Here is a 24,527-nt window from a genome sequence, read left to right as displayed (position 1 = left end):
AGAATTATCTTTAGATCATTGGGCTATTGTTCCTGCCAAAAATCAATCTTTGGAAATGTCAAATTATTTCGGCCTTGCCATTTAGGAAAAACGTAACCTTTTGGAAGCGAATATTTAGAAAAGTCATATTTTTTGGTTTCATTATTCAACTTCGGAGCCCTGAATTTCATAATCATATCTTCTTTATCCTTTCCCTGGATCATAATCTTTCCAAAAACATAAGCCTGCCCAGGAATTTCTTTATCCATCTTTATTAAAATCCTATCATAACCATAATTTTTAACAGCCTCGCCAGATGTGAATTTTTCACTAAAATTATTAGGCAACACAATTTCTGCCTTATACCACTGCTCATTATCTTCTGAAATCCATTGGATGGAAAAATGAACCGGCAACTTATTTTTTATTTTACCAATTGATGGCGTATAATTTGTATTGTGTTTTAACATTACTAGGGTATTTTCTTCTTGATCATAGCCAATTGTTGTTCCATCCTCAGAATAACCTGTAATCCCAAAACTGTAGTTTTTATCTTCTTCGCTACTAAATCCAATATTATAATTATATTCTTTCTCACCCACTTCCCAAACATGATAGGGAATGCCGTGTAGTTTAATGTAACTTAGTATGTATTTTGCTTCATCGCCTGTAGATGTCCATATGGTAATACCCCTGTTAGGATCGTCTTTGCTCATAGTATCTATTGCTTTGGCCTTAAATTTGGCTATTTCAGTTTTTATAAGGCCGGCTTTCATCCATAAGGTTACATTGCCACCGGGAGCCATTCCGGTTACGATTAAGCTATAGTTTTCCATATTCCCTAAGGGATCTCTTACTTTACTTTTAAACAGCGATAGCATTTTCTCCTTCGGTAATTTAAAACCTCCTTCATATTCAATCAGGTCAAAACCGCAATCCCATTTTACAAAAACACTATCTGGTACTGGCTTAAAGTCATCGCCACTAGTAAAACCACCACTTGTTTCGCCCCAGCCCGGATTTATACCTACTGTTGAAGATGCACCCGCAAGTTTTACGCCCTTATAGAAATAGCTTACAGACGGATCGCCGGCTATATAGTTTTTAGGTGCAGAAAACCCAGCATCCCAATCAAATTTTTCTTTGGATTGGCAACTTGCCAACATTGCAAATAAAATCAAAAAGCTATTTAGGCTGATAAATTTCTCTTTCATAGGTAACAGTTTCGTTTGCAAAATGATAAGGCACTGGTCGGTTAACAAAACCCAAATTACCTAATAGGTAGTGATCTCCGGTTTTTACACGAATGGTATCGAATCCACCGTAATTTGCCGATAGGTGTAAATATTTATTACAAATGTGTTTTCGCATTTCTGCCGGAATGTTGTAGCTGCCGTTTTCGATACCCTTTCCTTCCATCACATTCAACATCAGCGACAAGTAGTCATTAAGCACAGCATCTGTAATTTCATATTCAAAGTATTTTTTTACATCAGGAGCCTTCTTATAATCATCATAAAAAGGAACCTGGCAATTCAGTGCTTTTTTTAACATGATATTCATCGGCACGAGTGCATAATTGTTGGAAATATACCGTTCATCAACCAGCATGTAATGGTCGGATACTTTAGACTGACTGGCTTGATAATAAGGACTGCTGGATAGTGTTTTACCTCCATCCGGAAAATCTGCTGGCCCATCTATATTGCGACTTGAATATACAGCACCATAAGGACTTATGGTACTACTTGTTTCCCTTACGTGATCGTAAGTATTTATAAATTTTATTTGATCTTCATTACAAAATCCCTGATTAATATAAAATTGCCTTACCGCCTGTTTTTCTTTCCAGGTTTTGGTGTCGTTTGGTTTCAGATCAAAATAATCGAGAACGGTGGTATATTTATCTAGATTTGCATAGCCACCGCCTATATCAGAGTGTGCACCAAGCATACTGATGGTATGGCCTGCATTGGTTGGAGTAAAAGCAAAATTCTGTCTCCATTCCGAATCGGCCTTAATGTGAAAAATATTTTTTATCCCTAAACCGCCAACTGCAGTTTTAATATCCTTTAAACTTTCTTGTATGAGTGGGGCCATTAATGTAAGTGGTATGGCCTTATAACCTAAATTTTCTTTAACGATACCATCAGAAATTACCGTTTCAAACACGCCTAGAAACCTAATTTCAATTGAAAAAGTTTCACCAACTGATTTAAAACCATTTTGCTGTAGTAATCTTCCTAATAATCCTCCTGCCTGTGACGATACGATTTGTTTACCAGTCATGATCCGTCCTTTAGAATCGTAGGGATCTCTTATCATTTCGTGTGTATAGGATGCTTTTTTCTTCACTTCATTACAAAAATGCCTCGCCGCAGCTGCACCCCTGCTAAAACCAAAAACATCGAAAACAATTTTATTTATTTTTTTTGCTTTAACAACGCCTAATTGATTTTTTACCAGATCTTTTATTCCTTCCTCTACCCGTCCAATAATTCCTCGTGGTCCTCTGGCCAGAGCTGAACCTGCTACATCATCCTCCAAGTTACGTTTGGTACCTATCCCTTCTACATATTGTTTTAAAATAACATGTTTACCGTATTCTTTATGTAATTCATCTGTATGTTCTGGATTTTTTTCTTCTTTATATAAATCATACAGTTTAACCACATTAGAGTACGGGTTCCAGTAACTATCCCGATCTGATATTTTAACCTTTGTTACTTTGCCATTAACATCTGTAATTGTTTTAACGGCATGGGCAGGGATGGTATTGGCAATATATTTAACATTATTTGAATTGATCTTGCTGTAATATTCCGCTTCAGAATTAAATCTGTTGTTACCCGTTCCATCAAAAAACATCCCTACATATACGTTAACAGCATTTACCGGTTTTGGAGCTGTTTGTGGTGTGCCATGGCTTACTCCCTCATTAGCCCCTTTTTGCTGCACTTTTTTTCCAGCAGAGGAAACGATACTTTCTTCTGAAAACATCTGGTGATTGCCTTTCGAAACTTTAGTATAGCTACCACCAACAATTCTTGATCTGCTCATAAGTCGATTAGTTAGTTAATACCCAGTTCCACTCTCACCACTATTATTCTGTACTTGTTTTTGAGCATGTTTATTAATATACTCATCTGAGCTAATATTCATAATACCAGCACTTATTTCATTTCGTTCTTTTTTGGTTTCACTGTGTACATCTCCTTCAATCATTTCCATTAGCTGACCAATTACCATAAGGTTCATATTTCCCGCTACAGTTGTACTTTTAATTGCGCCAACCGATTCTGTAGCACTCATTCCTACAGTTTCCGATCTATTCATACCGATTGTATTAGCCATATTTTGACCAACACTAGTTGCCATATTCTCGGCCACATTAATCTGCATATTCTTACAATTTAGCGTCATGTTCTCCAAAGCGGTAATCGTAATATTATTGCCTTTGGTATCAATATGGATAATGTTTTGATGGATATCGGTAAGTGTTATACCTTGTGTGCCATCACTATCATCAAATTCCAGCAAATGTCCGCTTCTGGTAATAATACTTTTTAGGTGATTTTTAACCAATGGGCTACTGTTTACACTCGAACTGTGGTAAACACTGCCCATCACCACTGGCCGGGCAATATTTCCCTCTTCAAAGGCAATTATCACCTGATCATCGATTTCAGGAATGGCAAAGTATCCCCTGTTGTTACCCCTATCGCCAATACCGGCACTTGGCGTAACTACACGCAGCCACTCTGTCACGTCGTTTGTTAAACATTCCCATTTAAATTTCACTTTAATTCGCCCCTGTCCCTGTGGATCGTTGTTATCGATCACATCTGCCAATTGCATATCAGGCTGTGGTTTTTCAAAGTTTTTTACCAGTAAACGTTCCGTAGTAGAAACCTTTCCTTCGAAAGTGTTGTGGTATTTACCATTCTCATCAATATGATGTTTAATGCTTGTAATGAGGAATTTACCCAGACTTTCTGTGGAAAAAGCAAGTTCTTTCCTTAAACTCATGGTAATTTCGGCAATGCTCCCTATGCTTAAACCGGCATTGTCTCCTCTTGCCGTTACTTTTAATAGCTCGCTGGTATTGGCCTTTTCTTCATTTTCGACGAGACTTTTAATATCGCCGCTATTATCTACACGTATTAAGGAGGGCTGGTTGAAGGTTTTACTGAAAGTGAGGTTGGAAGCTTTAATGGCATGTGATAAATCAGGAGTACCATCTACTTTGCCTGTGCTCTCGCTCAGCAACATCTCATTTTGTTTAGGATTGTAAGAAAAGCGCTTATTCTTGATTGGCGCTATTTCCATGGCATACTGCATTTCCTGAACATCTCTTCCGTAAAATAACGATATCTCTTTTTGCGAATTGGGCTTGCCAAAATTAAGCTGCTTACCATCGTAGAAAAACCACTCATGATACTCTGCCGAAAGGCGGTTCAGAAATGCAAAGTCACTTTCTTTGTATTGAATAATATAATCAATAGATGAACTTCGGGCGGCATTGGCCACTACTTTTAAATCGTTGGCCGGTGTATCTTTAGTTGCCAATTTTACGATTTCATTAAGGTCCTTGTCCAGGTAAGAACCTAAATCAGGACCACGGTCGATTAAAATGGTTGGACTATAACCACTTACGATTACGACACCATGATAACCATGACTTTGTGACAACTCCACCTTAGAAACCAGCCCCACAAAATTCTGCATGTTTTCCGGTGAATGGCCAAATGATGCAGTTAAGGTTTTACCCACAAAATCGCGGCTATCATCCAAACTGATCAAGCCCGGTGCGCCCATTTGATCATGGTTAAAACGCAGCTCGAAATAATGGTGTTCATTAAAAGCCTGTGTGAGGCTAAAGGAAGCAAAGTGGGTAATTTCCTTATCCTCTATATTGATTTCTGAAATGAGTTTCTTTTCCATATTAATTAATATTGATCACAAAAATTACCCTAAGCTAAATCCAGTTGACGAATTTTTTAGTGCATACTTATCTAATAGAAGTAATTCTATTTTTATATAAGGCAAGTTCAGATAAATTTTGTGTGTAGGTGCCAAACCAAACATTTTACCAGGGTGGTAACCGTTTTTTACTACAATATATTTGCATTGGTTAGACATAATTGAGCTTTAATGTAAGATATAGCCTCACGGTGAAAACCGCTCAACCTTGCAATGGATAATTTAGATGATATATCTACAATGAGAAAAGTGCTAGTGAACTAAATACGCCCCGATAAATCGGGGCGCTTCAATTAAATTGATATGCTAAAAATAACTAAGCTTTTGGCCAATCATTTTCATGTTCCGCGTTACCCAGTTTTAGCTTACGGGCAGATACTACGAAACTTAAAGTCATAGGTGTATTGTCGTTTACCGCAATACCCTCGTTATACTGGATGATATAACCATCTTCGAAAGACAGTTCTTTCATTTTGGAATCTTCTTCGCCCTTTTTGAAAACCAATGTTCCGGAAAGCGGCTTATACTGGTTGTTAACCATTGATTCGATCACTGAAGTATCTTCAGTTGATTCGATTTCGATGTGGATGGTACCACCATAAACACCTGAGGATGGACGGCCTTTTGCGTCAACATCTCTATTTAATGAAAAGCTGCACTGTAGTACATCAAATTCTTTTGATCCTAAGTTTAAACGGGTTTTGAATGCCATTGTAGTAAAATTTTAATGTGAAAGATGAATGAATTGCGGAAAGCGGTTAGCGAAGAGCATGGAGTATATATTTGCCCTAAACCTTACGCCTTAAACCTAACTAAGCTTTTGGCCAATCATTAAGGTGCTCTGCGTTACCTAATTTAAGCTTGCGGGCTGAAATCTGGAACTTGAGCGTCATCGGGTGATCGCCCACAATGTTTATTCCTTCGGAATATTTAACAATGTAGCCATCCTCGAAGTTAACTTCTTTCATTTTGGCATCTTCCTCTGTTTTCTTGATCAGAAGGGTTCCTGTAATAGGTTTGTACTGGTTATTTACCATCGCTTCGATAATTGAAGTGTCTTCGGTTGATTCGATCTCAATATCGATGGTACCGCCGTAAACTCCGGAAGAAGGTCTTCCTTTAGCATCTACATCTCGGTTTAACGCATAGGCACAGTGAAGCACATCGTACTCCTTGCCCGAAAAATTTAATCTAGCTTTGAAAGCCATAGTTTTAAAATTTAAAGGTTAAAAAAATTGAATTTTTTGTAGCCCCTGCTACTGCATTCATTTAACCAAATATCAGGCCAAACGTGCGGTATACCACTCATTGATAAGCGGTAAACAAGTTTTTAAAAAACAGGAAATTTGTGTTTATCGCCTAAAAACGCTGGTATACGTTGCATCTTTGTGGAAAAGATGTGGAAAATCCGAATCTATCTTTAATGTTACAAATACGTTGTAAGCGCAGTTACACTATAAAACTGTAGCGTTTATACACAAAGTGTAGCGTTTTAGGACAAGCTGGGTACATCATTAAGATGGTCTGTGCGACATAGACCGTGGCGACTTCAAATCAATTGTGATCCAAACTTTTCCATCTTGGCCAGCCATTTTTGACTGTAATGATTTTCTAGGGAATGCAATTCGCCAATCGTATTGGTGAGTACAGGACTCATTCTGCATTTCTCAAAAACAACTTTTTTGATGGAAAGGTAAGTTGTTTTCTTATTGGCTTTCCATTCTTTAAAGGTTGCCTCATCTAAAATAGATACAATTCTTCCCGAACGGCCGCTAAAGTTATTGTTTACATTTTGCTGCTGAGTAGTAAAAATCTGATCGGGCATAAATAAGCGATCGAAAAAGCCTTTAATTTTTGCGGGAATATGATCTACGTACACCGGGCAAAAAAGCACAATATGATTACTTTGCCTGATCGCCGTTAATGCTTTCTGCAAATCGGGTTCTAACTCGGCAATCTGTCGGTTATTAAACAGCTTGTTAGAATTAAATATCAGATCGATAATGGCCAACTCCCTTACAGTAGCGCCAACACTTTCTGCCCCTTGCTTATAGGCGTTAATCAGGAAGTTTGTAGATGCGTTTTTTTCAATATCCCCATTCAGGATAAGTACTTGCTTCATTTTTTTTGATTAATCTGATCAGGCCGATGCATTACAAAATTATAAAGAATTTGTTAAGTGTTATGCATAACCCATAAAAAAACCCAACGCTAAGGTTGGGTTTTTATTTTCAGGTATCAAAAACTACTGCTGATTATACTCTGAACTCCATGTGGTACTTTCATCTTCACCTTTATGTCCATCCAGTTTTACTACAAAACTTTTGGCTGGAAAATATGGCGTAATGTGGATATCCAGGTGGATTCTATCTTTTTGTTGTTCATCTCTTTCGAAACGCATGATCTTAAATCTTTCGATCAAACGGTCAGCGCCCTGAATACCATCTAAAAATTTCACAATCTGACCACGTAAATCCTGTTCTGTTTTAGAAGTCCAGTTTTCGAATGCCCTTCTGTTCAGGAAATCGAATAATACTTTGGTAATGTAATCGAATACACGTACAACCGAATAAGTCTGTAAACCGATGTTATCACCATTAAATAACGTTTTAGCAGAAAAAGCCATTACTTTACCATATTCGTTAACCATTGGTACCAAGCCTACTCTCTCCAGATGAGAGATTTCGCTTTTCTTTAAATCAAATTTTACGCCATCTACCTCATTTATGGCACCATGTTTTTTACCTGCAGTAACCTGCGACATTAAAGTATAGTACATTTTGCCTGCAAGTGCAGCTGATCCGGGTACAGTTAAATCATCTTCCTCGCCCACTTCGGCAACCTTACCGCGGCCAACAAGCCAGTTACAGGTCATGATAACGTTCGATCTAAAAGCATCACCTCCAGTGAAATTAGCTGCGGTAAATAAATCAAGTACGTCATCCGGCTGATCAAGATCTGCAAAATCGGTTACCAACATGGCTTTGTTGTTATGTGCAATTTTACCCCATCTTTCCAACACTTTATTAGAGCCCATGTAACCTGGCACCACCATTAACGAGTAGTTATTACGAAGATCCAAACGATCGTAATTCTGTTTTAACTCATCATCTACATATTCAATAAAACGTGGATTATCAAGATCTTTGATCTGATCCATTGATGCATTTAAGAGTACTACATTTTTGAGTTTATCAGATTCGGTATTCTTATAGAACAAATGCACCGAACGGTACGCCTGCTCCAGTTCTCTTGTACTTTCTAAAGCGGTACCAATATTCTTATTCAGGTTTTCTTCTGCAGCGTTAAGTTTTTCGGTACTTTTTTCAACCATATCGGCCACAGAGGTGGAAGACTCTAGCACGTCTATCCAAAGCTGGATTTTCTTTTTCAGTTCTTCGCGTTCTTTCTTCTTTTCATCGCCGGTTAAAAAAATCTGTTTCCGTGCTTTTCTTTCAGGATTTAAATTCTGAAGGCCATCAACTGTTGCTTCTAACAAATCGAAACCGCCAACCCTGGCCAGCTTTTCTAAGTTATCCTTAAGTGATGTTTTTTCTATCGTTTTGCTTTCTGCTGGTTTAAAACCTGCTTCGGACGTATTTTGGTCTGCTTTTAATTCTTGAGGGTTTGACATGTTTTTTCAGCGTTTAGATTATTTATTCTGCTCCAATTCATCAACAAAGTTCTTTAAAGCATTGATGAAGGCCGATTTAGTTTCTTCATCATCAAGTGTAGCCTTTAAGGTTTTGTTCGATTTTAATTGTTTGATTACATTAAGCGACATTTCTTTCTCAATATTAACGTTGGTGAGGTAATTACTTTGGTTAATAATGTTTTTCACACCAAAATCGCCAAGATCTTTAAAGTTTAGGGTTTCGCCCACGGTAGATCCATCCTGCTTTTCGAAAGCGACCTTTACATTTGGTTTATAATGTTCGAATACATCCTTTACCGTTTTTAATCCTTCAACTTTTTCAGGTTTTATCGGATCGTTATCGGTAAGTTTTTGCACAAAAAGCGTTTTGTTGTGGGCAATTTCTGCGAAGGCTTCCGAGGTGTCAATTTTTCGCTCGTTACCACCAATTTCATAATTAAACATAGTATGTAGATTTAGGTTTAAAATTAATTTGTTCTAATAATATAATAGTTAACACGTTAACTCAATTTTTGTTCCAATGTTGCGGTTTCAGGCTGAATAATATTCCATTCCAGTTTATCCTCCTCAGAATGTTTGCTCACAACAACCTTCGATCCTTTTTTCAGTTCGCCAGAAATGATGTATTTGGAGATCGGGCGACGTAAAAGATTCCGGATAACAGCCGATAACTGTCTTGCACCATATTTAGGTGTAAAACCATCTAAAGCAATCATTTTTTTAGCATCTTCTGCAATTTCGAACTCGATACCCATTTTGTTAAGCGATTGCACCAAACTGCTCAGCTGAATTTCAAAGATGCGTACCACATTGCTTTCGTTAATCGGTGCAAATGGAACAATTTCAGAAATCCGGGCTAAAAACTCAGGGCGGAAATGTCCGGCCATTACCTCCATTAATTGGTTCGAAGCGGGAATAACACCTTTCCCAATCTGTTCAGCAATCCATTCGCTACCAATGTTAGAAGTGAAAAGTATTAACGAATTACTAAAATCACCTTCTTTTCCTAAACGGTCATGCATGTGGCCTTCATCCAAAATTTGCAGAAAGGTGTCGAAAACCGAAGGGTGCGCTTTTTCAATTTCATCAAACAAAAGTACAGAATATGGCTGCTGCCTGATTTTATTCACCAACAAGCCACCTTCTTCATAGCCGACATATCCCGGAGGAGCCCCGTAAAGCAGGGCGGCACTGTGCTCTTCTTTAAATTCAGACATGTCAAACCTGATCATCGCCTTTTCATCGTTAAACAAGAATTCGGCAATTGATTTGGCTAATTCGGTTTTTCCTGTTCCGGTTGGTCCCAGTAAAAAGAAGGATCCAATGGGTTGTCCTTTTTTGTTCAGGCCGCTACGCGACTCGAGTATGGCATCAGAAACAGCTTTTAAAGCCTGATCCTGTCCTACCACACGTTTTTTAAGGTATTGCTCCATATTGAGCAATTTTTCTTTTTCACCGGCCTGCAGTTTACCCATAGGTATACCTGTTTTATAGGCCACTATAGAAGCAATATCCTGCTTGGTTATGCGGTCGCTTTTCTCCGCAGCATATTTTTTTAATTCCCGAAGGCTGCTATTGATATAACCCTGGTATTCATCTGCAGTTTCGAAGGCATCGGTCTGTGTCTCATCAGTTAAACGCCCCAATAAAACCGGACTTAACTTATTCTGAAGTAATGAAAAAAGCCATTTATAATCTACGAATCGATCAGCGTCTGATTGTTCCTGGTTTGCATTCAGTGTTTCCAGTTCTGTTTCCAAACTATCAAGTACCTGATCGGATGTATCATTCATCATTTTCATCGCCGCCATGGTCCTATCAAGCAGATCGAAGGCAGAATCAGGGAGCCTTCTATCTTTCATGTAACGTTTGGCCAGTCGCACACATTCGCCTAAGGCATCCGGTTCGATGCTTAGCGTATGGTGTTCTTCGTATTTTACAGCCAGTTTCTGCAACATTTTAATAGTGCTTTCTTCATTTGGTTCATTTACCTGAAGCACTTCAAAACGCCTGCTAAAAGCCTGTTCCGGCTCAATAATCTTACGATACTCGTCAATAGTTGTGGCGCCGATTACTGTTATTTCGCCACGGGCAAGTTCTGGTTTCAACAGATTGCCAATGCCAGCACCCAAAGGGCCTTTGCTATCTAACAAAGTATGAATTTCATCAATAAAAAGCACCGCTTTTTCGAACTGTTTTATTTCTTTAATGATGTTTTTTAAACGGTCTTCGATTTCTCCTTTGTAAGATGCACCCGCGATTAACGAACCTAAATCCAATTCGAAAAGCTGAACTGGCTTTAAACTTTCGGGAACGTTCTGATTCACAATATCGATAGCAAAGCCATCTACTAAAGCTGTTTTACCTACGCCGGCATCGCCTGTAAGAATTACATTTGGCTTAGTTCTGCGGCAAAGGATTTCCATCATTTGCCGGGTTTCTTTATCGCGGCCAATTATCGGATCTGTTTTACCATCCCGAACCATCTGTAAGCGATCTATACAATATTTATGCAGCGCATTACCTGTACTTTTATTTTCGGTACCAGCGGTTGCCTTATCCGGTGAGACTACCCTCGAAATTTCTTCATCCTTTACATAGAGATCCAAAATTTCGCGTTCCTTGATTGGAAAAGATTTTAACTGATCAGGCTGAAAGCCGATACCGGGTTTTGCGAGTGCGGTTAACACACAAACAGGTGTAATTAAATCAAGACCCAGTTTAATGCGCACATTATCTGCTTCTTCAAAAATCACCGCAATTTCTGGCCCGCCACTAACCGTATCGCTAAGGCTTGCCGATTTCGCCTGCTCATCAATCCGGACTTCAGCCCACTCGCTTATATATTCCTCATCCTTCCCAATGGAAGTAATAAATGATCTTAAACCAACATCTTTATGCATTAATCCTTTGAGCAAATGAGCTGCAGAAAACACTTCGTTTCTGTATTCTTTTGCCAGTGATTGTGCAATGTGCAGGGCTGTTTTTACCGATTCGCTTAAGTTTGTAACTGCCATAGCCTTTAGTTGGTTGTAGGCAATACTGCCGGGTTAAAATTATTTTCGGTGATGTAGTAATATATTTTGCCGTTCGAAATAAACTGTTGTTCAATCTGCGTAGCTCTTTTAATCTGCTGAACGGACTGATTTAATAATTTAATGTAAGTTTCAAACTCTTCCAGCGGCATTTTAGAGGTATTTTTTAAATCGCTTACTTTGTATTTGGCTAAAAAATCATTGTTTAAAGGCAAACCTGTAACCAGCTTAATGTAGTTACTTAATGTCATTGCTTTAATATCGCTTGATGATATTTTCATGCCCAATAACTGCTTAGGCATTTTTACGTAGTTTTTAACCAGCTTCCTTCTAAAAGAAGATTGATCGGCCTGAAGGTTTTGCCCCAGCATAATTGAAAATACATCTACAATTTGCTTGTACTCCATATTATTTAACACAATAGCATATTGTAAATTAGCGCGGTTATTTTTTACAGCATCAGCAGATAAATTTGCGGTACTATAATATTTAAAGGCATTGTGCGGCATACGGTCTGCCACCTCTGGACCAACAGGTTCTGGCAACAAACTTTCTACATCAGCAGATAGGTTTTTACGTGATATACCGGTTAAGCGGAAGGCACTATCCAATGAGCTGATCTGGTTATAGATGTCTGAACTGGTTTCTTTTACAAAACGGCGCAAAGCGATCGTCATGCTCTGATTTGAATTTACTGATCCTTTAGTCGGGAAAACCACCCCGCCCTGTATCAAACTGTTTTTAGGATAATCTAAATAATAAGAAATAGAATCCTGCAAACTTGTATTGTAAGGCTGGAAACTTTTTAAGCCTTCACCTTTTACCATTGTGTTTTTTCTGTATTCTGCAGAACGGATAGCAGACTCTGAAACGAGTTTACGTGACTGGATAACAAAATCATTAAACGACTGGTTAAAATCACTGTACACCTGCAAAGCTAAAATGCGGGCATCGGCAAGGGCAACCTGTTCGCTTAGTTCGTTAATCAGGTAGTTGTTGGTTCCGCCTGAATTTCCTGTACTCCCCACCAATATAATTAAGTTGGTTTCGTTCTTTTTCGCTTTAAACAAGTTTATTCCGGCTTTTAACGCACTAAAAACTGGTTCTTCCGAAATCTCGCCATTACACCTCAAGGTATTTTTTGCCTGGTTTGATAAGAATGTCATCAATTGCCTGTAATCGTCCTGGATCGGGCTAACAAAAATCCCCTGTTGTCCGCATCCGGTTTCACCACGGTATACTACCCCGCCAAAGTTTACTTTGGTTCCTTTACCAAAATCGCCCATAATATTTTCGAAAGAAGCAATAGTATTGGTCATTCCGGAGAAATACTTGGTCATCGGGCTTCCGCCATCCATTACAAAAACAACATTTACTTTTGTTTTATTTTTGCGCAGCTTCAGGTAATCCTGATAAGACAGTGCAGAACCGTTAATGGTTAATATCTTATTGTCTTTTTTATTGTAAACATCTGCGGCAATACCTACCGTGCTTCCGCCCTCATCATCTGAAACAACAGGCACACTACGCAAGATCAGGTTTTCACTTGGCAATAAGGGATCCATTACAAAAGCTGTTCCTTTATCAATGCCATTTTTAATGGCCAGTGTAGTAGAATCATCCTTATCATAATCGCCCGGTTTAACAGAGGTGATGTATAAACGATCTCCCCAGCTATGTACCGCCTCGGCAGAAACCCATCCATAAATACTTTTTAAGGCAGTATCTGCAACCAGCTGATCGTCAGAACCAATCAGGTATTTTTTGCCATCTTCCGATTTTTTATAGATATAGGCAATTTCGTGCAACCTCACTTTGGTGCGTCTGTCCTTAAGTTCAGGTGTGTTGTAAACTAAAATGGAGTCGGTAGTATCGAAATAAAATTTCGGCTCGGTTAACGCATTTTTTCCATTAACTATACCAATGGCTTTCTCAGCATAACCCGTTTTTTGGTTAGAGAATGCACGTTGCCATAAAAGTAGTTTGGATTTAGCAATCCATCCGTAACTGATGGCGCTTTTTTTATCGTTAATTTTTCTTCCCCTGATCATTCCTGCTTTATACTTGATCAGTTTCAGATAGCCGTTTTCTTCTTTTGAAACGTAAAAAGGTTCCATAAAGCTGATTTTTTTCATAATCAGGCTTCCACCTGGCGCTGTTGTCGTATAATTATCTTCACGATCGGAAAAAACAATCCACGGTAAACTGCTATTGCTGGTATTATCGTTAACATTTATCGTTTCAGCTGGCCTTTCATACGATTTAGGCATGTACTTTACTTTTTTGCCAAAGGATGCCGGTGATTGTGCATAGGCAAACGATATTCCTAAAAATAGGATGGTTAAGGCATAATATTTTTTCATATTCTTTGTAGATGAGCTTAAAATTTGGTTAAGATGTTAATCTATTTTGTTTTCGCGGGAGCATCAGTTGTTGCCGTTGCTGCAGGCTGGGCTGTTCCTGAGTGTTGTTTAATATTTAATAAACTCGCACAGGTAGAGTTGGGTTTAATCGTCAATTGCGCTTCATCTACTGCTATTTCTCCTCCAAAAGTCAGGCCCATACAGTACGAATAAATATCGGTCTGTTTTTTCTTACCATTCATTTCCACATTAACCGTTACTTTTTCGTTGTTGCACATGTATTTGTTAATGAGATAATAATAATTGGAGTTAAAATCTGCTCCATTGGCAATGGCCTGCAGGCGTGCCCTGATATCGTCTATAGTTTTACGTTCTCCATCACCAGGAGCAACCAGATCATCTACGATTTCCGCATTTGGATCAGTAATTAAAATGGTTAAAAAAGCGGGCTTACGGGCTTTATCCGACCGAAGACGGACTACATATTTGCCTGGCGCGCGGTAGGTGTACAAGGCCGTTTTTCCTTTTACATCCACGCGGCCGGTTTCGCCGAACGACCATTCGAAGTCTTTTCCTTCTCCATCCCCTTCAAGCCTGATCTCTTCGTTAACCAAACCAGCGGTTGGGCCACTTATGGTTAGCACACTATCTACAGGTGCGGTATGAACGGTATCGCGTACCGTAACGGGAAATTCCTGACGCAGTTCGCCATCAACGGTTAAGCGTACAATGTAGGTATCGGGTTTGGTGTAGTGGTAAGAACCGGTTTTTGTTGTGGCTTTTTCGCCATTACCAAATTCCCATAACCATTTTGAGGCCTTTGGGGTATTATCGGTAAAAACTAAATCTTCATTCAAATAAATTTCATCCTTAAGGATTCTCGCATCAATTGTTCTTTTTTCGAACAATGAACTTTTAAATAAAAAAATCAGGCCCGTTAAGAGCAGTACAGCCAGCAGGATGTAGAGAATAACATAGCCTTGCGAATTTGAATTAACTTGCTTGGTGTTTGTGTCAGACATAGGTAGCGTTTTTATAGGTTGTTTTTGGTATTTTATCTTGCAGATATCGTTTGCTGTAATTGCCGTCTGTTGGTAATGCAATCATCTAACTGTCTTTTATGCAGTTCGATATCTGAAATATTTCTGTTTTGTTCTTGTCTATCGTAAAATAATCTATCGTATAACTGTGCGGTGTGGACAAATATTTTATAGCGTGAATCTGATGCTTTACGGTCGAACGCAGCTTTGATTGAACCTAATGAAAGCTGTATATCGTTCTTTAAAAAAACGGCCTGCACATTTGGGTTATACCGTGTTATCTGTTTAAAGGTAGTATCAATAGTTGGCATGGTTTCTTTCACCATATTTTCGAATGCTTCGTTTTCGTTAATCTTAACTTCCAGTTCTTTTTTAGAAATTTCGTACTTCGACTTATCGCTATAAAAAATCCCAAAACTCAAAAGCCCAACAGTAAAAACGAATAACGCTGTAAAAAACAAGAATTGTTCGCGCCTTTCTTTTATGCTTATTTTAATCATAATGTTTTAATTACTTTCAGTACCTACCGTTTCTAATTTTTTGTGCTGCAGATTGGTTTGCCTTTTGGCACTCGTTTATACGTTCTTTGTACCGCTGTATATCGCTCCTTGATTGGAAAAGCGAATCTTGTAAATCGGCCATTGCACCAACATTATTATTTAATTTTCCGTACAGATCGAAACTTGGACTTGGTGCTGTTTTTTTAGAGATTAATTCTTTTATCTTATTATTGGCGCTCTGAATATCACTAAGCAGGATACTTTGCTTACTCATTTCATTTGCATTATAATCGCGATATTGGGCAAGCTCTTTAAAACGGACCTGAATAAGGTCAAAATTTGTATTGATATCTTTTCTCAGGTAAGATAGTTTATCGGTTTCCTTTACCTTTTTATCGAGCAAAGTATACTCATAATCGGACGCGGCAAAAAAGAGATAGATACAGAGAATGGAGAAAAGCGTTAGGAATACGAAGTTTATAATGAACCTCGTATAAGCAGTCCTGATTTCGATGGAATTGATGGGTTTCATAGAGCATTAATAGTTTCACATAGCATTATTTGTCACATTAATCCGACATCTCCCGCACCTTAAATCACTCAAACCTTTCAAATTAACATTGTGTATAACAATTTTTGATATTTGTTGTTTGATAATAAAAACAATTTTTATTTCTATTACTTTTAACAAACTTTAAGCCAAACCGTTTATGTCTGAAAATTTTTATAATAAACCCTTCAGATTTAAGTCTCTTTTCTCAGGCACTGGGCTTCAGCCAACTGACCTTGGAAGATCGATTTCGCACCATATCGAACTGATCATTTTTACCCGTTATGGAGAGCACCGGTTCCGCAACGATTTTGGCTGTGAGATATGGGACCTTGATTTCGAATTAATTGTGAGTGAAAGCATCTGGGAGGAAAAATTCCGCAAATCGTTGCTTAAATCCATTACCGATTATGAGTTCAGGATCTACAATACTTCGGTTGAAGTGCGCATTACGGAAGTAGAAAATGTATATCCCTTGCGTAAGATAACCGAGATCAAAAAAAAGGTGGATATCAGTGTCCGGGCACTAATAAAAACCACAGGAGAAAAATATTTTTTTAATACCGCATTATTCCTCAGCCCGCTATCCACCTAATCTAAAACGCCCCAAATATTCTACAGATGAAACCAGTTTTTTACTCATCGAAAGATGAAATCCGCAATAGAATTTTAAAAAATGCCGAAGATTTTTGGAATGTTAAAGACAGTAACGACTTCGATCCGCTGGTCAGGCTGATTATTGAGGCCCTGAGCAATGAGCTTTTTAACGTTGCCAATGATGTTAAAAATTTAGAGAACAGGATTTTTGACAAGATCAGCCGCATTTTAGCACCCGATCATTTAACTTCTTCATTACCTGCCCATGCCATTATGCATGCCAGACCGATTGAGCAGCAGGATTATCTTTCGCCTTATTCGCAGTTTGCATTTAAGAAAAACATCCCTCAGGAAAACGATAAGGCAAAAAAAACCGATATTTTTTTTAGTCCGCTGCACACCGTAAAAGTAAATAATGCAGCTATTAAGCATATTGTTACCGGAAATACCCTTTTTAATGTAGAACAATTGGGTAAACAGCCTATCCACAATACACTTTCCGGCACTTCGGTAGAGAAAAACACAATGTATATTGGCTTTAGTGGCATTAAAGACTGGATGGATTTTAATAAACTGAATTTATTTTTCGACTGGAAAAATTATTCGGTACCCGAAAACACTTACGACCTGCTCTCACTGGGAAAATGGTTCTACAAAAATAACGAACTCGCGGCCTATACTGAACGTTTTATGGATGAGCCTTTAACGGGTAAGGTACAGGCACCTTTTCAGCACAAGCAGCTACTTAACCTGATTAAAGCGGATATTTTACAGTTTTACAGCAATAGGTTTATTACCCTGGGCGACCTTAATGATTTTAATATCGACGAAAGCGGGGAACTACCTCCAGCGTTTTCCAACCTGTTCCAGCCAGCGGTTTTAAACCAGATCGATAATTCGGTAAAATGGCTTAAAGTAATTTTTCCGGCAGCTATAAACCAGGAAATGCTGAACGAGCTTCATATTTATATCAACGCGTTCCCGGTAGTCAATAAACGGTTAAGCCAGATTAAACACCGGCTTAAAACGATGAAAAATATTATCCCGATTAAAACGGAATCGCTGGACCAGATGCTTGCGGTAGAAAATCTGAAGGACAATAAAGGGAAAAGTTATAATGAAATTCCCTACACCAACGAGAATGAAAAAGGCGATGGTTCTTTCTCGATCCGCTACGGAGGAACGGAGCGTTTTGATACCAGGAATGCAAAAGAACTGGTTGATTATCTTTTTGAGCTTTTACGCGATGAAAAAGCAGCTTTTACAGCCTATGGACCAGATTTTTTAAGTACCATCCTTAAAAACCTGGAGCAAAATATTGCCCTGATTGAACAAAAAAGCCGTTCAGCGCTAAAAGATATTAAAGAGTTGCCAAGCTATATTGTATTGAAACCTATTGATGATGCAGATATATTATTTCTGGATATATGGGTAACACAGGCAGAAGAAGCCAACCACATCAATGCCGGCAGCCGTTTAGTGGTATACGATAACAATAAGGTACATGCAGAAAGTATCTTTTTATTGAGTCAGACCAAAGGCGGCAGATCGCGGCTGAATGCCACCAACCGGGTGCAGGCCTATAAATATGGCTTAACCACTGCCGACCGGATTATTACAAAGGCCGATGTGATCAACTTCTGCCGATACGAGCTGGGCAATAAGTTAAAGGGCATTACCCTGGCCAAGGGTTTAATTATGGACAATAAACCGAATGCGGGTTTTATTAAAACTACCGATATTCTAATCGAGCCCGCAGACCAGCTGAACCTGAGTACACAGGACTGGGAAGAACTGTTGAGCTTGACATTGGCAAAATTGAATTTAAGGAGTACCCTGAATATACATTACCGCTTGCTGTTAAAGCCTGCGATGCACAGGGCGCTTTAAGTTTTTGATGTGGCTATAATCTTTTTTAATAAAAAAAGTCGTCATCTCGACCGCAGCAAAGCGAAGTGGAGAGATCTATCCAGACAGATTTAGCTTCGCTGAGCAATCGCGGTTCCCGAATACGTTACACCCTGTACAAAATGACGGCATCCAGCTAGTTCATCTTAGTTAAAGATACACCGTATAACCTAAATAAGCACTTTCGCCATCCTCGCTCAATACCGTTTCCTGATAATCGGGAGCGGTAAGGAGTTCTACATTTACTTCGGCATCAACCGGCATCAAATAACTGATAGCCATATCCAAAATGGCCCTGTTTTTTTGCCCGGGCATAAATTTAATCAGTTCCTGTGGTAAAGTAGGTCCGATATTAATGTTATACGCTTCGTGTTCGGGGGCAAAACTGTCGCCTATGATGGTATCGATACCCAATGCGCTCCCGCCCAACTGCATCTGCATTTCTTCGGCAATTTTTACCGGAGCAATATTCGCAGTGGCATCCACTATAGTAAGCGGCAGGTTGAATAATGCGGTAAGCACCTTCGACACAAAATCGATGTTGTTTCTTTTCTGCTGGATTTCGGGCAGCAGGTGCATCCAGATAATACTCTGCTCTTTATTGAGCAAATTAAATTCATCCCAGCCAAATTCAAAAATCTGACTTAAATCGGAATAGGTTGTTTTTTTATCGAGCATATTCTCATATAGCTCGGTCATGATCCTTACATAATTGATCTCGGCATCAAAAGGCGTAAAAAATAGCCTGGCTTCTTTTTCTTCCTCCCTCCTGTCTTTGATGTCTTTAATCATTGATTCCTCATCCATGCCTGCACTACCTGTTGGTGGACGGTGGAAAAGCCCTTCAGGTAGCATATCATACAAGCCTTCGCGGTTGATACTGATGCGGATGCGTTCGTGCCTTCTTCTTTCAGAATAATAAGCTGTTATATTTTCGATATCTTTCGCAAAAGCACGTTTATCAGGCCCCAATGGGATAATTTCCATCCTATCGGCGTCAATTACCTTACGTTCAATCAGATCGGCAGCATAGGCAACGGCCTTATAATCTGTAAATAGTTCGTTATTAATCAAAGTTTCTTTTTTCATTAAACTTTAAGGCTTCATTTTTGTTATAGGTTAAATTTTAACTACTGAAAAAAATAACAATCATAATCAAATACTAAAGATACTATATTTGTAGTACATCACATCTATAAAAAATTAATGGACGTTCAATCATTTTTTATCCGTTTTCTCTTATTCCCGCTGATTTTCATGGTATCAACAGCGGTGCTTTCTATCATTAACAAGAAGAACCAGTTTCTCAATAACAAACGACTCATCGTAAGTGTTCTGTTAATCGGCATTATTTTGGCCATCCCGGGATTTTTAGGCTTTCTAAACTTTAATTTCATGCCCTGGGGTTACATTATCTGCTGTATTTTTTACCTTTTAATGGGAACGATTTTCGTTTATCTGTTAACCAAATACTACCCTAAAGATGTGCTGGAGCGTAAAGTTTTTATCTTTTTTGCCACATTAATTTCGACCATTTTATCGGTTTATTTATTCCAACTGGCCTTTAACTGGTTAAGTGCGGTAAACTTTGGGTGGTTTGGCGCAGGCAGTATTGCCTGTTTCTTTGTACCGCTTATTTTTTGGTGGGCCTATGTTTCCCTGTTGGGTATCCCATCTGAAATTTACAAAATCTGGAGGTACCCTGATACCCCGCTGGAGATCAACATGGACCATGTAGACTTTAACCGCTTATTGGTATTGGAGCTTGAACTTTACAAAAAAAGCAGCGATCCGGAACCTTTGAAAGTAAAGGTAAAAGCGGTAGAAAACATGAACTTCGGTATCTGGTTCCACAAGTTTATCGATGATTATAATTTAAAGTTTGCCAAAAGTCCGGTGGAATTCAGGAGCGACGATATGGAAAATTATAAATGGATCTTCTTTATTAAAACTTCTTTCTTTAAACGGAATATCTTTATTGATCCCGATCTTGACATCATTGAAAACGGCATTACCGAAAAAATGACGATTTACGCTAAACGGGTATCTGAAAACATAAACAAACCCAATGAAGTTGGAGAAAGTGCTATCTTTATCTAATCTATAATCAAAAACATCTACCATGATAAAGCCGCTAAAATATAAATCCATTAACTGGATTAATGGCATGAAGCTCTCTAGTGATCATTTTACCTTGAGTGATCTCTATTTGCAGGACTTTGTACGCGACGCCGCCTCTCTACATTTAAACAATAGCAATTACGGATTCTTACCCCCTTTTGCAGGTTATAAAAGTTCGCATGATATCGAAATTATTGAAAAAGCAACTAACCATATTGAAGTAAGGGTAAGGTATTGTAATGCCATTACACCCGAAGGTTGCCATATTGATATCGTACAGTCGGATAACATGGATACGCTGGTACACAACCACTATTTTGGCCAGTCGGAACCGCGTAATTATGTTATTTTACTGGTAGTGAGTCCGTTTAACCGGGTGCCGGCCGGCACACCAAATCCTGAAGAGAGCCCGATCCGCTACCCTGAATTAACTAAAAGCTATTCTATCGCTGTTTTGCCGGAAAGTGAAGTGAGTTCGCAAACGGCAGACAGCTATTTTCTAACAATTGGACAGGTTTATTATGAGAACGGAAGATTATCTATCAATAATAATTATATCCCGCCAAGTTCAACCATCACAAGCCATCCCGCGTTAATCAGATATTATGAATCTTTCAGTGTTTTACTGAATGATTTACAACTGGCCGCATTTAAGATTATTGATAAAACAGGAGGACGCGATAATATTACGCCTCTTGGCAAAAATATCCGTCTGATCTCTGAAAAGATTGTAGATTATATTGCAGGTTTATTTTACGAATACAGAAACATTGCACACCGCGAATCGCCTGTTGTTTTAACAGGTTATTTTTCCAGTTTAGCACATATCTTTTTTACAGCCATAAAACTGATTGATCCGCGTGAAAGGGAAGAGTTGCTTAAGTATTTTTACGAGTGGAAAGATGTAACTCCAGGAAATTTTGAAGAGCTTTTAGCTAAAACCATTGAATTGGTCTACGATCATAAACAGATTAACAACAGCATGGTAATGGCAAACGAATTTATGAATGTGTTAGTAGCACTCTGGAATAAATTGAGTGGATTAGAATACATCGGGCAGCGCAAAGAAAATATTGTGGTTGCCGAACAGCAGGTTGTACAACAGGTACAAGCCAGAAAAACCTGGACATTGCTGGATTAAAATTATTTCTCGGAGTAAATTTTATATGTAAGCTGTACCCATAACCGGGTACGGCTTTTTTTGCACTTATACATTTACAAGAACGCCTAACCGATCTTTATTCTAATCTTCCTCATCACTAACGGTTTTGAATAGCGATCTTTGCTTTTTTATCATGTTGTTTTCACATCTGCTTTGCATCAGTGACAAGTATAGCGAGATAAAACATCCACAGCGCTATAAAATAAAGAAGACAATCTGCGTATGAACATTTGTATTACTAATTTGTCGATTATTAGTAACATCTCAGATTTAAATCCCGTTATTTTGCTTCCCTAACCAATATACATTGTATGAAAAAACAAAACTCACTAACAAGTGTAACCAGGAAGGTTACTTTTGTTGTGGCTGCAACCTTCGTGTTTGCAAGCGCTGCATGTTTAACAGGCTGTAAAAAAGACGGAAAAATGGCGCCCGAGCCAGCCGCTGCTGCTAACAAAGCTGCTGCAACGGTAGAAACCTACCAATCGGGTACAAATAACGGCTTCTTTTGGTCGCTTTGGAAGAGTGACGGCGCAACCGGCACAGTCAATTACGCCAATGGTGCCGCCGGAAATTACAGTATTAACTGGAACGGGTTTAACGGTAATTTTACCTGCGGTAAAGGTTATTCTGTAGGATCAAAAACCTATAAAATAGGCTATAACCTAAGCACTTATTCAAACTCCGGAGGCGGTACTTTCGGCTGGTACGGATGGAGCAGAAGCCCGTATTATGAGTATTATGTGAATGAAACCTGGGGTTCGGTTTCACCTCATACCGGTACTTTCCTGGGCACATTTAACTCCGATGGTGCAGCTTATAACGTATGGACCCGATGGATGACAGGTAAAAACATCGACGGTGGTGACGGTTTCAGGCAAATTTATAGCTCCAGGGTTACAAAAACTTCTACCGGACAAAATCACGTTATTACTTTTGCCAACCACTACAACAAATGGCAAAGTTACGGATATACGCTTGGCCAGTTAAACATTCCTGCAATTATGGTTTCGGAAACATGGGGCTCTAATACGAATGGCAATATCAACTGCACCATTTGGGCACAGTAAACATTTGTTTTAAAACGCTTACAACCACATTACTGCCCGGCAATAAGCCGGGCAGTATGTACTGCAGGTAATTCTGACCACTTACCTGGATAAAAATGCTTTTAATATTCTATAACAATTAGTTATCATGAGATCCATACTTTATTTCCTTGCCTGTTTCATTTTTATCTTTTCTGCCTGTCATTCGCCAAACCCTAAAAAAATAGATGGAAGTAAAAAATCACTGATCGGAAAATGGCATCGGTTTTCCCTTGCAAATGGATATAGCGAGTTTGATATTGATTCGCAATATGTCGTTTTTTATAACCAGAAAGTTGGCCGGTTCAAGCTTCCTTATAAAATAGAAAATGATTCCTTAAAATACCTTAACAAAGATTATGTGGCCAAGATTACGAACTACGGTGATTCCATTCTTTTGGAGGGTAACGATAGTACTCAAGCCATTTTGCACAGGTTTAAAGAACCACGTATTCCTTTTGAAACAATTCCTGAACAAAAAGATTCTTTATCATTTGCATCATACATCGCAGATTTCGATAAAAGATTAATCAGTGAGTTTGAGAAAGCCGGAATAAAGATTGCTAACGGTGTGGAAAAAGGTCAGGAACCCGCATACGAAGAACTTTTGAAAAAAAAATCAGCAAATAGGTAACTATCAACTACCTTTTGTATTGCCTCAATGTCATTAAGTTAAGCAGCCTGATGTAGTTGAAGACTGTTTAAGGTTGATAAATCGCAAATGAGTGCTCTTCGACTATAAATAATTGACAGAATCCAAGGGAAAGATCGTCATCTCGACCGAAGCACCGCGGAGTGGAGAGATATTTGAACTATGTTATTGAAATCAAATTTAAAGATTTCTCCACTATGGTCAAAATGAGACTTCTATTCGACTCATCTCTTTAAAGTTCTCCCGTCATTAATTTATACAATAAATTAACCCTCAAGGTGACATCTTTTGAGATGCTCACCTTTTCTTGCGAAAAAATGAATATTTGGTATTTCCATAAAACGAAAAAAGCCTGTAAACACTTAATTTACAGGCTTTTAGTTAGGTTTAAAATCTATTTTCGCGGAATGGACGGGACTCGAACCCGCGACCTCCTGCGTGACAGGCAGGCATTCTAACCAGCTGAACTACCACTCCTTTTGTTCTTCTTTAAAGTTCGAACCTCTTTCCCCTTTCGGGATTGCAAATATAGGCACTATATTCAGTTTATCATCATAGTATTGGACTTTTTAATCAATAAATACGTAACATACTGAGCCTCATTCTAAATATTTTAACCAAAACAGTTATTAAACAAAAAAGCCTTAACTTTTGCAAGTTAAGGCTTTTGTTGCGGGCTGAACGGGGTCACAATCGAACCCCTTACGCCTCTTTTACTTCTTTTAAACGACCTTGAAAAAATTCAATCAACTGATAATGAATTAAATGATGAGCTATTCTATCCTTTAGCTGGAAAGCATGGGGCATCCAAATCTATTAAGAAATTAAAGAAGCGATTGCCCAAAATCTAAATTTGTGATGCAGAAAAATAGTAAGCGGGAGTTTATTGAACTA

The 24,527-nt window shown here is 38.5% G+C and carries 20 protein-coding genes and 1 tRNA gene; 6 read left to right on the top strand and 15 right to left on the bottom strand.

What is annotated here, in order from left to right; all coding sequences use genetic code 11:
• Window positions 1–23: 23 nt before the first annotated feature.
• From FFJ24_RS22870 to FFJ24_RS22810, 13 genes are all read right to left on the bottom strand, one after another.
• Entirely contained in the window at window positions 24–1,193 is a 1,170-nt protein-coding gene (locus tag FFJ24_RS22870; RefSeq protein ID WP_138819431.1) for a DUF2931 family protein, read from the bottom strand.
• The gene (locus FFJ24_RS22865; RefSeq protein ID WP_138819430.1) at window positions 1,165–3,039 is read right to left on the bottom strand and encodes a phospholipase effector Tle1 domain-containing protein; all 1,875 of its coding nucleotides are present in this window, start codon (window positions 3,037–3,039) and stop codon (window positions 1,165–1,167) included. Before FFJ24_RS22865 ends, FFJ24_RS22870 begins: the two co-directional genes overlap by 29 nt.
• 15 nt (window positions 3,040–3,054) lie before the next feature.
• Window positions 3,055–4,923 (bottom strand): type VI secretion system Vgr family protein, encoded by a 1,869-nt coding sequence (locus FFJ24_RS22860; RefSeq protein WP_138819429.1) that lies wholly within the window; start codon window positions 4,921–4,923, stop codon window positions 3,055–3,057.
• Window positions 4,924–5,278: 355 nt separating this feature from the next.
• Window positions 5,279–5,674, bottom strand: coding sequence for a type VI secretion system tube protein TssD (gene tssD / locus FFJ24_RS22855; RefSeq protein WP_025145659.1), 396 nt, complete (start codon window positions 5,672–5,674; stop codon window positions 5,279–5,281).
• Between the two features lie 100 nt (window positions 5,675–5,774).
• Window positions 5,775–6,170: a type VI secretion system tube protein TssD gene (tssD, locus tag FFJ24_RS22850; RefSeq protein WP_025141859.1), complete on the bottom strand. Its 396-nt coding sequence runs from the start codon at window positions 6,168–6,170 to the stop codon at window positions 5,775–5,777.
• 341 nt (window positions 6,171–6,511) lie between these two features.
• Complete coding sequence (locus FFJ24_RS22845; RefSeq protein WP_121284537.1) at window positions 6,512–7,084, bottom strand: NAD(P)H-dependent oxidoreductase; 573 nt, start codon at window positions 7,082–7,084, stop codon at window positions 6,512–6,514.
• Window positions 7,085–7,207: 123 nt separating this feature from the next.
• Window positions 7,208–8,596, bottom strand: coding sequence for a DUF5458 family protein (locus tag FFJ24_RS22840; protein WP_138819428.1), 1,389 nt, complete (start codon window positions 8,594–8,596; stop codon window positions 7,208–7,210).
• A gap of 18 nt (window positions 8,597–8,614) precedes the next feature.
• On the bottom strand, window positions 8,615–9,061 hold the full coding sequence (locus FFJ24_RS22835) for a hypothetical protein (RefSeq protein WP_138819427.1): 447 nt from the start codon (window positions 9,059–9,061) through the stop codon (window positions 8,615–8,617).
• A gap of 56 nt (window positions 9,062–9,117) precedes the next feature.
• The gene (locus FFJ24_RS22830; protein ID WP_138819426.1) at window positions 9,118–11,634 is read right to left on the bottom strand and encodes an ATP-dependent Clp protease ATP-binding subunit; all 2,517 of its coding nucleotides are present in this window, start codon (window positions 11,632–11,634) and stop codon (window positions 9,118–9,120) included.
• A 5-nt stretch (window positions 11,635–11,639) separates the two neighbouring features.
• The gene (gene tssR / locus FFJ24_RS22825) at window positions 11,640–14,015 is read right to left on the bottom strand and encodes a type VI secretion system protein TssR domain-containing protein (RefSeq protein ID WP_138819425.1); all 2,376 of its coding nucleotides are present in this window, start codon (window positions 14,013–14,015) and stop codon (window positions 11,640–11,642) included.
• 41 nt (window positions 14,016–14,056) lie between these two features.
• Window positions 14,057–15,037 carry a PKD domain-containing protein gene (locus FFJ24_RS22820; RefSeq protein WP_138819424.1) on the bottom strand — a complete coding sequence of 327 codons (981 nt, stop codon included), beginning with the start codon at window positions 15,035–15,037 and terminating at the stop codon, window positions 14,057–14,059.
• Between the two features lie 32 nt (window positions 15,038–15,069).
• Complete coding sequence (locus FFJ24_RS22815) at window positions 15,070–15,555, bottom strand: type VI secretion system transmembrane protein TssO (protein ID WP_168202537.1); 486 nt, start codon at window positions 15,553–15,555, stop codon at window positions 15,070–15,072.
• 16 nt (window positions 15,556–15,571) lie between these two features.
• Window positions 15,572–16,087, bottom strand: coding sequence for a type VI secretion system TssO (locus tag FFJ24_RS22810; RefSeq protein WP_138819423.1), 516 nt, complete (start codon window positions 16,085–16,087; stop codon window positions 15,572–15,574).
• A 178-nt stretch (window positions 16,088–16,265) separates the two neighbouring features.
• On the opposite strand from FFJ24_RS22810, the gene FFJ24_RS22805 reads away from it, so the two are divergent.
• Both FFJ24_RS22805 and FFJ24_RS22800 read left to right on the top strand, forming a co-directional pair.
• A complete protein-coding gene (locus FFJ24_RS22805; protein ID WP_138819422.1) occupies window positions 16,266–16,700 on the top strand; it encodes a GPW/gp25 family protein in 435 nt (144 codons plus the stop codon).
• 26 nt (window positions 16,701–16,726) lie between these two features.
• A complete protein-coding gene (locus tag FFJ24_RS22800; RefSeq protein ID WP_138819421.1) occupies window positions 16,727–18,592 on the top strand; it encodes a type VI secretion system baseplate subunit TssF in 1,866 nt (621 codons plus the stop codon).
• A 168-nt stretch (window positions 18,593–18,760) separates the two neighbouring features.
• On the opposite strand, the gene FFJ24_RS22795 is transcribed toward FFJ24_RS22800, so the two are convergent.
• Window positions 18,761–19,699, bottom strand: coding sequence for a type VI secretion system baseplate subunit TssG (locus FFJ24_RS22795; protein WP_138819420.1), 939 nt, complete (start codon window positions 19,697–19,699; stop codon window positions 18,761–18,763).
• Between the two features lie 117 nt (window positions 19,700–19,816).
• Between FFJ24_RS22795 and FFJ24_RS22790 the strand changes: the two genes are divergently transcribed.
• The 4 genes from FFJ24_RS22790 to FFJ24_RS22775 all read left to right on the top strand — a co-directional run bounded on the left by FFJ24_RS22790 (window position 19,817) and on the right by FFJ24_RS22775 (window position 23,615).
• Window positions 19,817–20,710: a TssN family type VI secretion system protein gene (locus tag FFJ24_RS22790; RefSeq protein WP_138819419.1), complete on the top strand. Its 894-nt coding sequence runs from the start codon at window positions 19,817–19,819 to the stop codon at window positions 20,708–20,710.
• A gap of 22 nt (window positions 20,711–20,732) precedes the next feature.
• Window positions 20,733–21,872, top strand: a complete 1,140-nt coding sequence (locus tag FFJ24_RS22785) for a hypothetical protein (protein ID WP_138819418.1) — start codon at window positions 20,733–20,735, stop codon at window positions 21,870–21,872.
• 332 nt (window positions 21,873–22,204) lie between these two features.
• Complete coding sequence (locus tag FFJ24_RS22780; RefSeq protein WP_138819417.1) at window positions 22,205–22,963, top strand: glycoside hydrolase family 11 protein; 759 nt, start codon at window positions 22,205–22,207, stop codon at window positions 22,961–22,963.
• 127 nt (window positions 22,964–23,090) lie between these two features.
• The gene (locus FFJ24_RS22775) at window positions 23,091–23,615 is read left to right on the top strand and encodes a hypothetical protein (RefSeq protein WP_138819416.1); all 525 of its coding nucleotides are present in this window, start codon (window positions 23,091–23,093) and stop codon (window positions 23,613–23,615) included.
• Between the two features lie 421 nt (window positions 23,616–24,036).
• Here the strand turns inward: FFJ24_RS22775 and FFJ24_RS22770 are convergent.
• Window positions 24,037–24,110, bottom strand: a tRNA-Asp gene (locus FFJ24_RS22770).
• Window positions 24,111–24,527: the final 417 nt, after the last annotated feature.

It is taken from the genome of Pedobacter sp. KBS0701 (assembly GCF_005938645.2).
GTDB lineage: Bacteria > Bacteroidota > Bacteroidia > Sphingobacteriales > Sphingobacteriaceae > Pedobacter.
This window is presented reverse-complemented; position numbering and strand designations above follow the sequence as displayed.

Bases quoted from the DNA above. Each gene is read 5' to 3' on its own strand.
- FFJ24_RS22860 (WP_138819429.1), bottom strand. From the start codon at position 4,923: ATGGAAAAGAAACTCATTTCAGAAATCAATATAGAGGATAAGGAAATT.
- FFJ24_RS22780 (WP_138819417.1), top strand. From the start codon at position 22,205: ATGAAAAAACAAAACTCACTAACAAGTGTAACCAGGAAGGTTACTTTT.
- FFJ24_RS22835 (WP_138819427.1), bottom strand. From the start codon at position 9,061: ATGTTTAATTATGAAATTGGTGGTAACGAGCGAAAAATTGACACCTCG.
- FFJ24_RS22820 (WP_138819424.1), bottom strand. From the start codon at position 15,037: ATGTCTGACACAAACACCAAGCAAGTTAATTCAAATTCGCAAGGCTAT.
- FFJ24_RS22865 (WP_138819430.1), bottom strand. From the start codon at position 3,039: ATGAGCAGATCAAGAATTGTTGGTGGTAGCTATACTAAAGTTTCGAAA.
- tssD (WP_025141859.1), bottom strand. From the start codon at position 6,170: ATGGCTTTCAAAGCTAGATTAAATTTTTCGGGCAAGGAGTACGATGTG.
- FFJ24_RS22830 (WP_138819426.1), bottom strand. From the start codon at position 11,634: ATGGCAGTTACAAACTTAAGCGAATCGGTAAAAACAGCCCTGCACATT.
- FFJ24_RS22810 (WP_138819423.1), bottom strand. From the start codon at position 16,087: ATGAAACCCATCAATTCCATCGAAATCAGGACTGCTTATACGAGGTTC.
- FFJ24_RS22845 (WP_121284537.1), bottom strand. From the start codon at position 7,084: ATGAAGCAAGTACTTATCCTGAATGGGGATATTGAAAAAAACGCATCT.
- tssD (WP_025145659.1), bottom strand. From the start codon at position 5,674: ATGGCATTCAAAACCCGTTTAAACTTAGGATCAAAAGAATTTGATGTA.
- FFJ24_RS22785 (WP_138819418.1), top strand. From the start codon at position 20,733: ATGATAAAGCCGCTAAAATATAAATCCATTAACTGGATTAATGGCATG.
- tssR (WP_138819425.1), bottom strand. From the start codon at position 14,015: ATGAAAAAATATTATGCCTTAACCATCCTATTTTTAGGAATATCGTTT.
- FFJ24_RS22805 (WP_138819422.1), top strand. From the start codon at position 16,266: ATGTCTGAAAATTTTTATAATAAACCCTTCAGATTTAAGTCTCTTTTC.
- FFJ24_RS22870 (WP_138819431.1), bottom strand. From the start codon at position 1,193: ATGAAAGAGAAATTTATCAGCCTAAATAGCTTTTTGATTTTATTTGCA.
- FFJ24_RS22790 (WP_138819419.1), top strand. From the start codon at position 19,817: ATGGACGTTCAATCATTTTTTATCCGTTTTCTCTTATTCCCGCTGATT.
- FFJ24_RS22815 (WP_168202537.1), bottom strand. From the start codon at position 15,555: ATGATTAAAATAAGCATAAAAGAAAGGCGCGAACAATTCTTGTTTTTT.
- FFJ24_RS22840 (WP_138819428.1), bottom strand. From the start codon at position 8,596: ATGTCAAACCCTCAAGAATTAAAAGCAGACCAAAATACGTCCGAAGCA.
- FFJ24_RS22795 (WP_138819420.1), bottom strand. From the start codon at position 19,699: ATGAAAAAAGAAACTTTGATTAATAACGAACTATTTACAGATTATAAG.
- FFJ24_RS22775 (WP_138819416.1), top strand. From the start codon at position 23,091: ATGAGATCCATACTTTATTTCCTTGCCTGTTTCATTTTTATCTTTTCT.
- FFJ24_RS22800 (WP_138819421.1), top strand. From the start codon at position 16,727: ATGAAACCAGTTTTTTACTCATCGAAAGATGAAATCCGCAATAGAATT.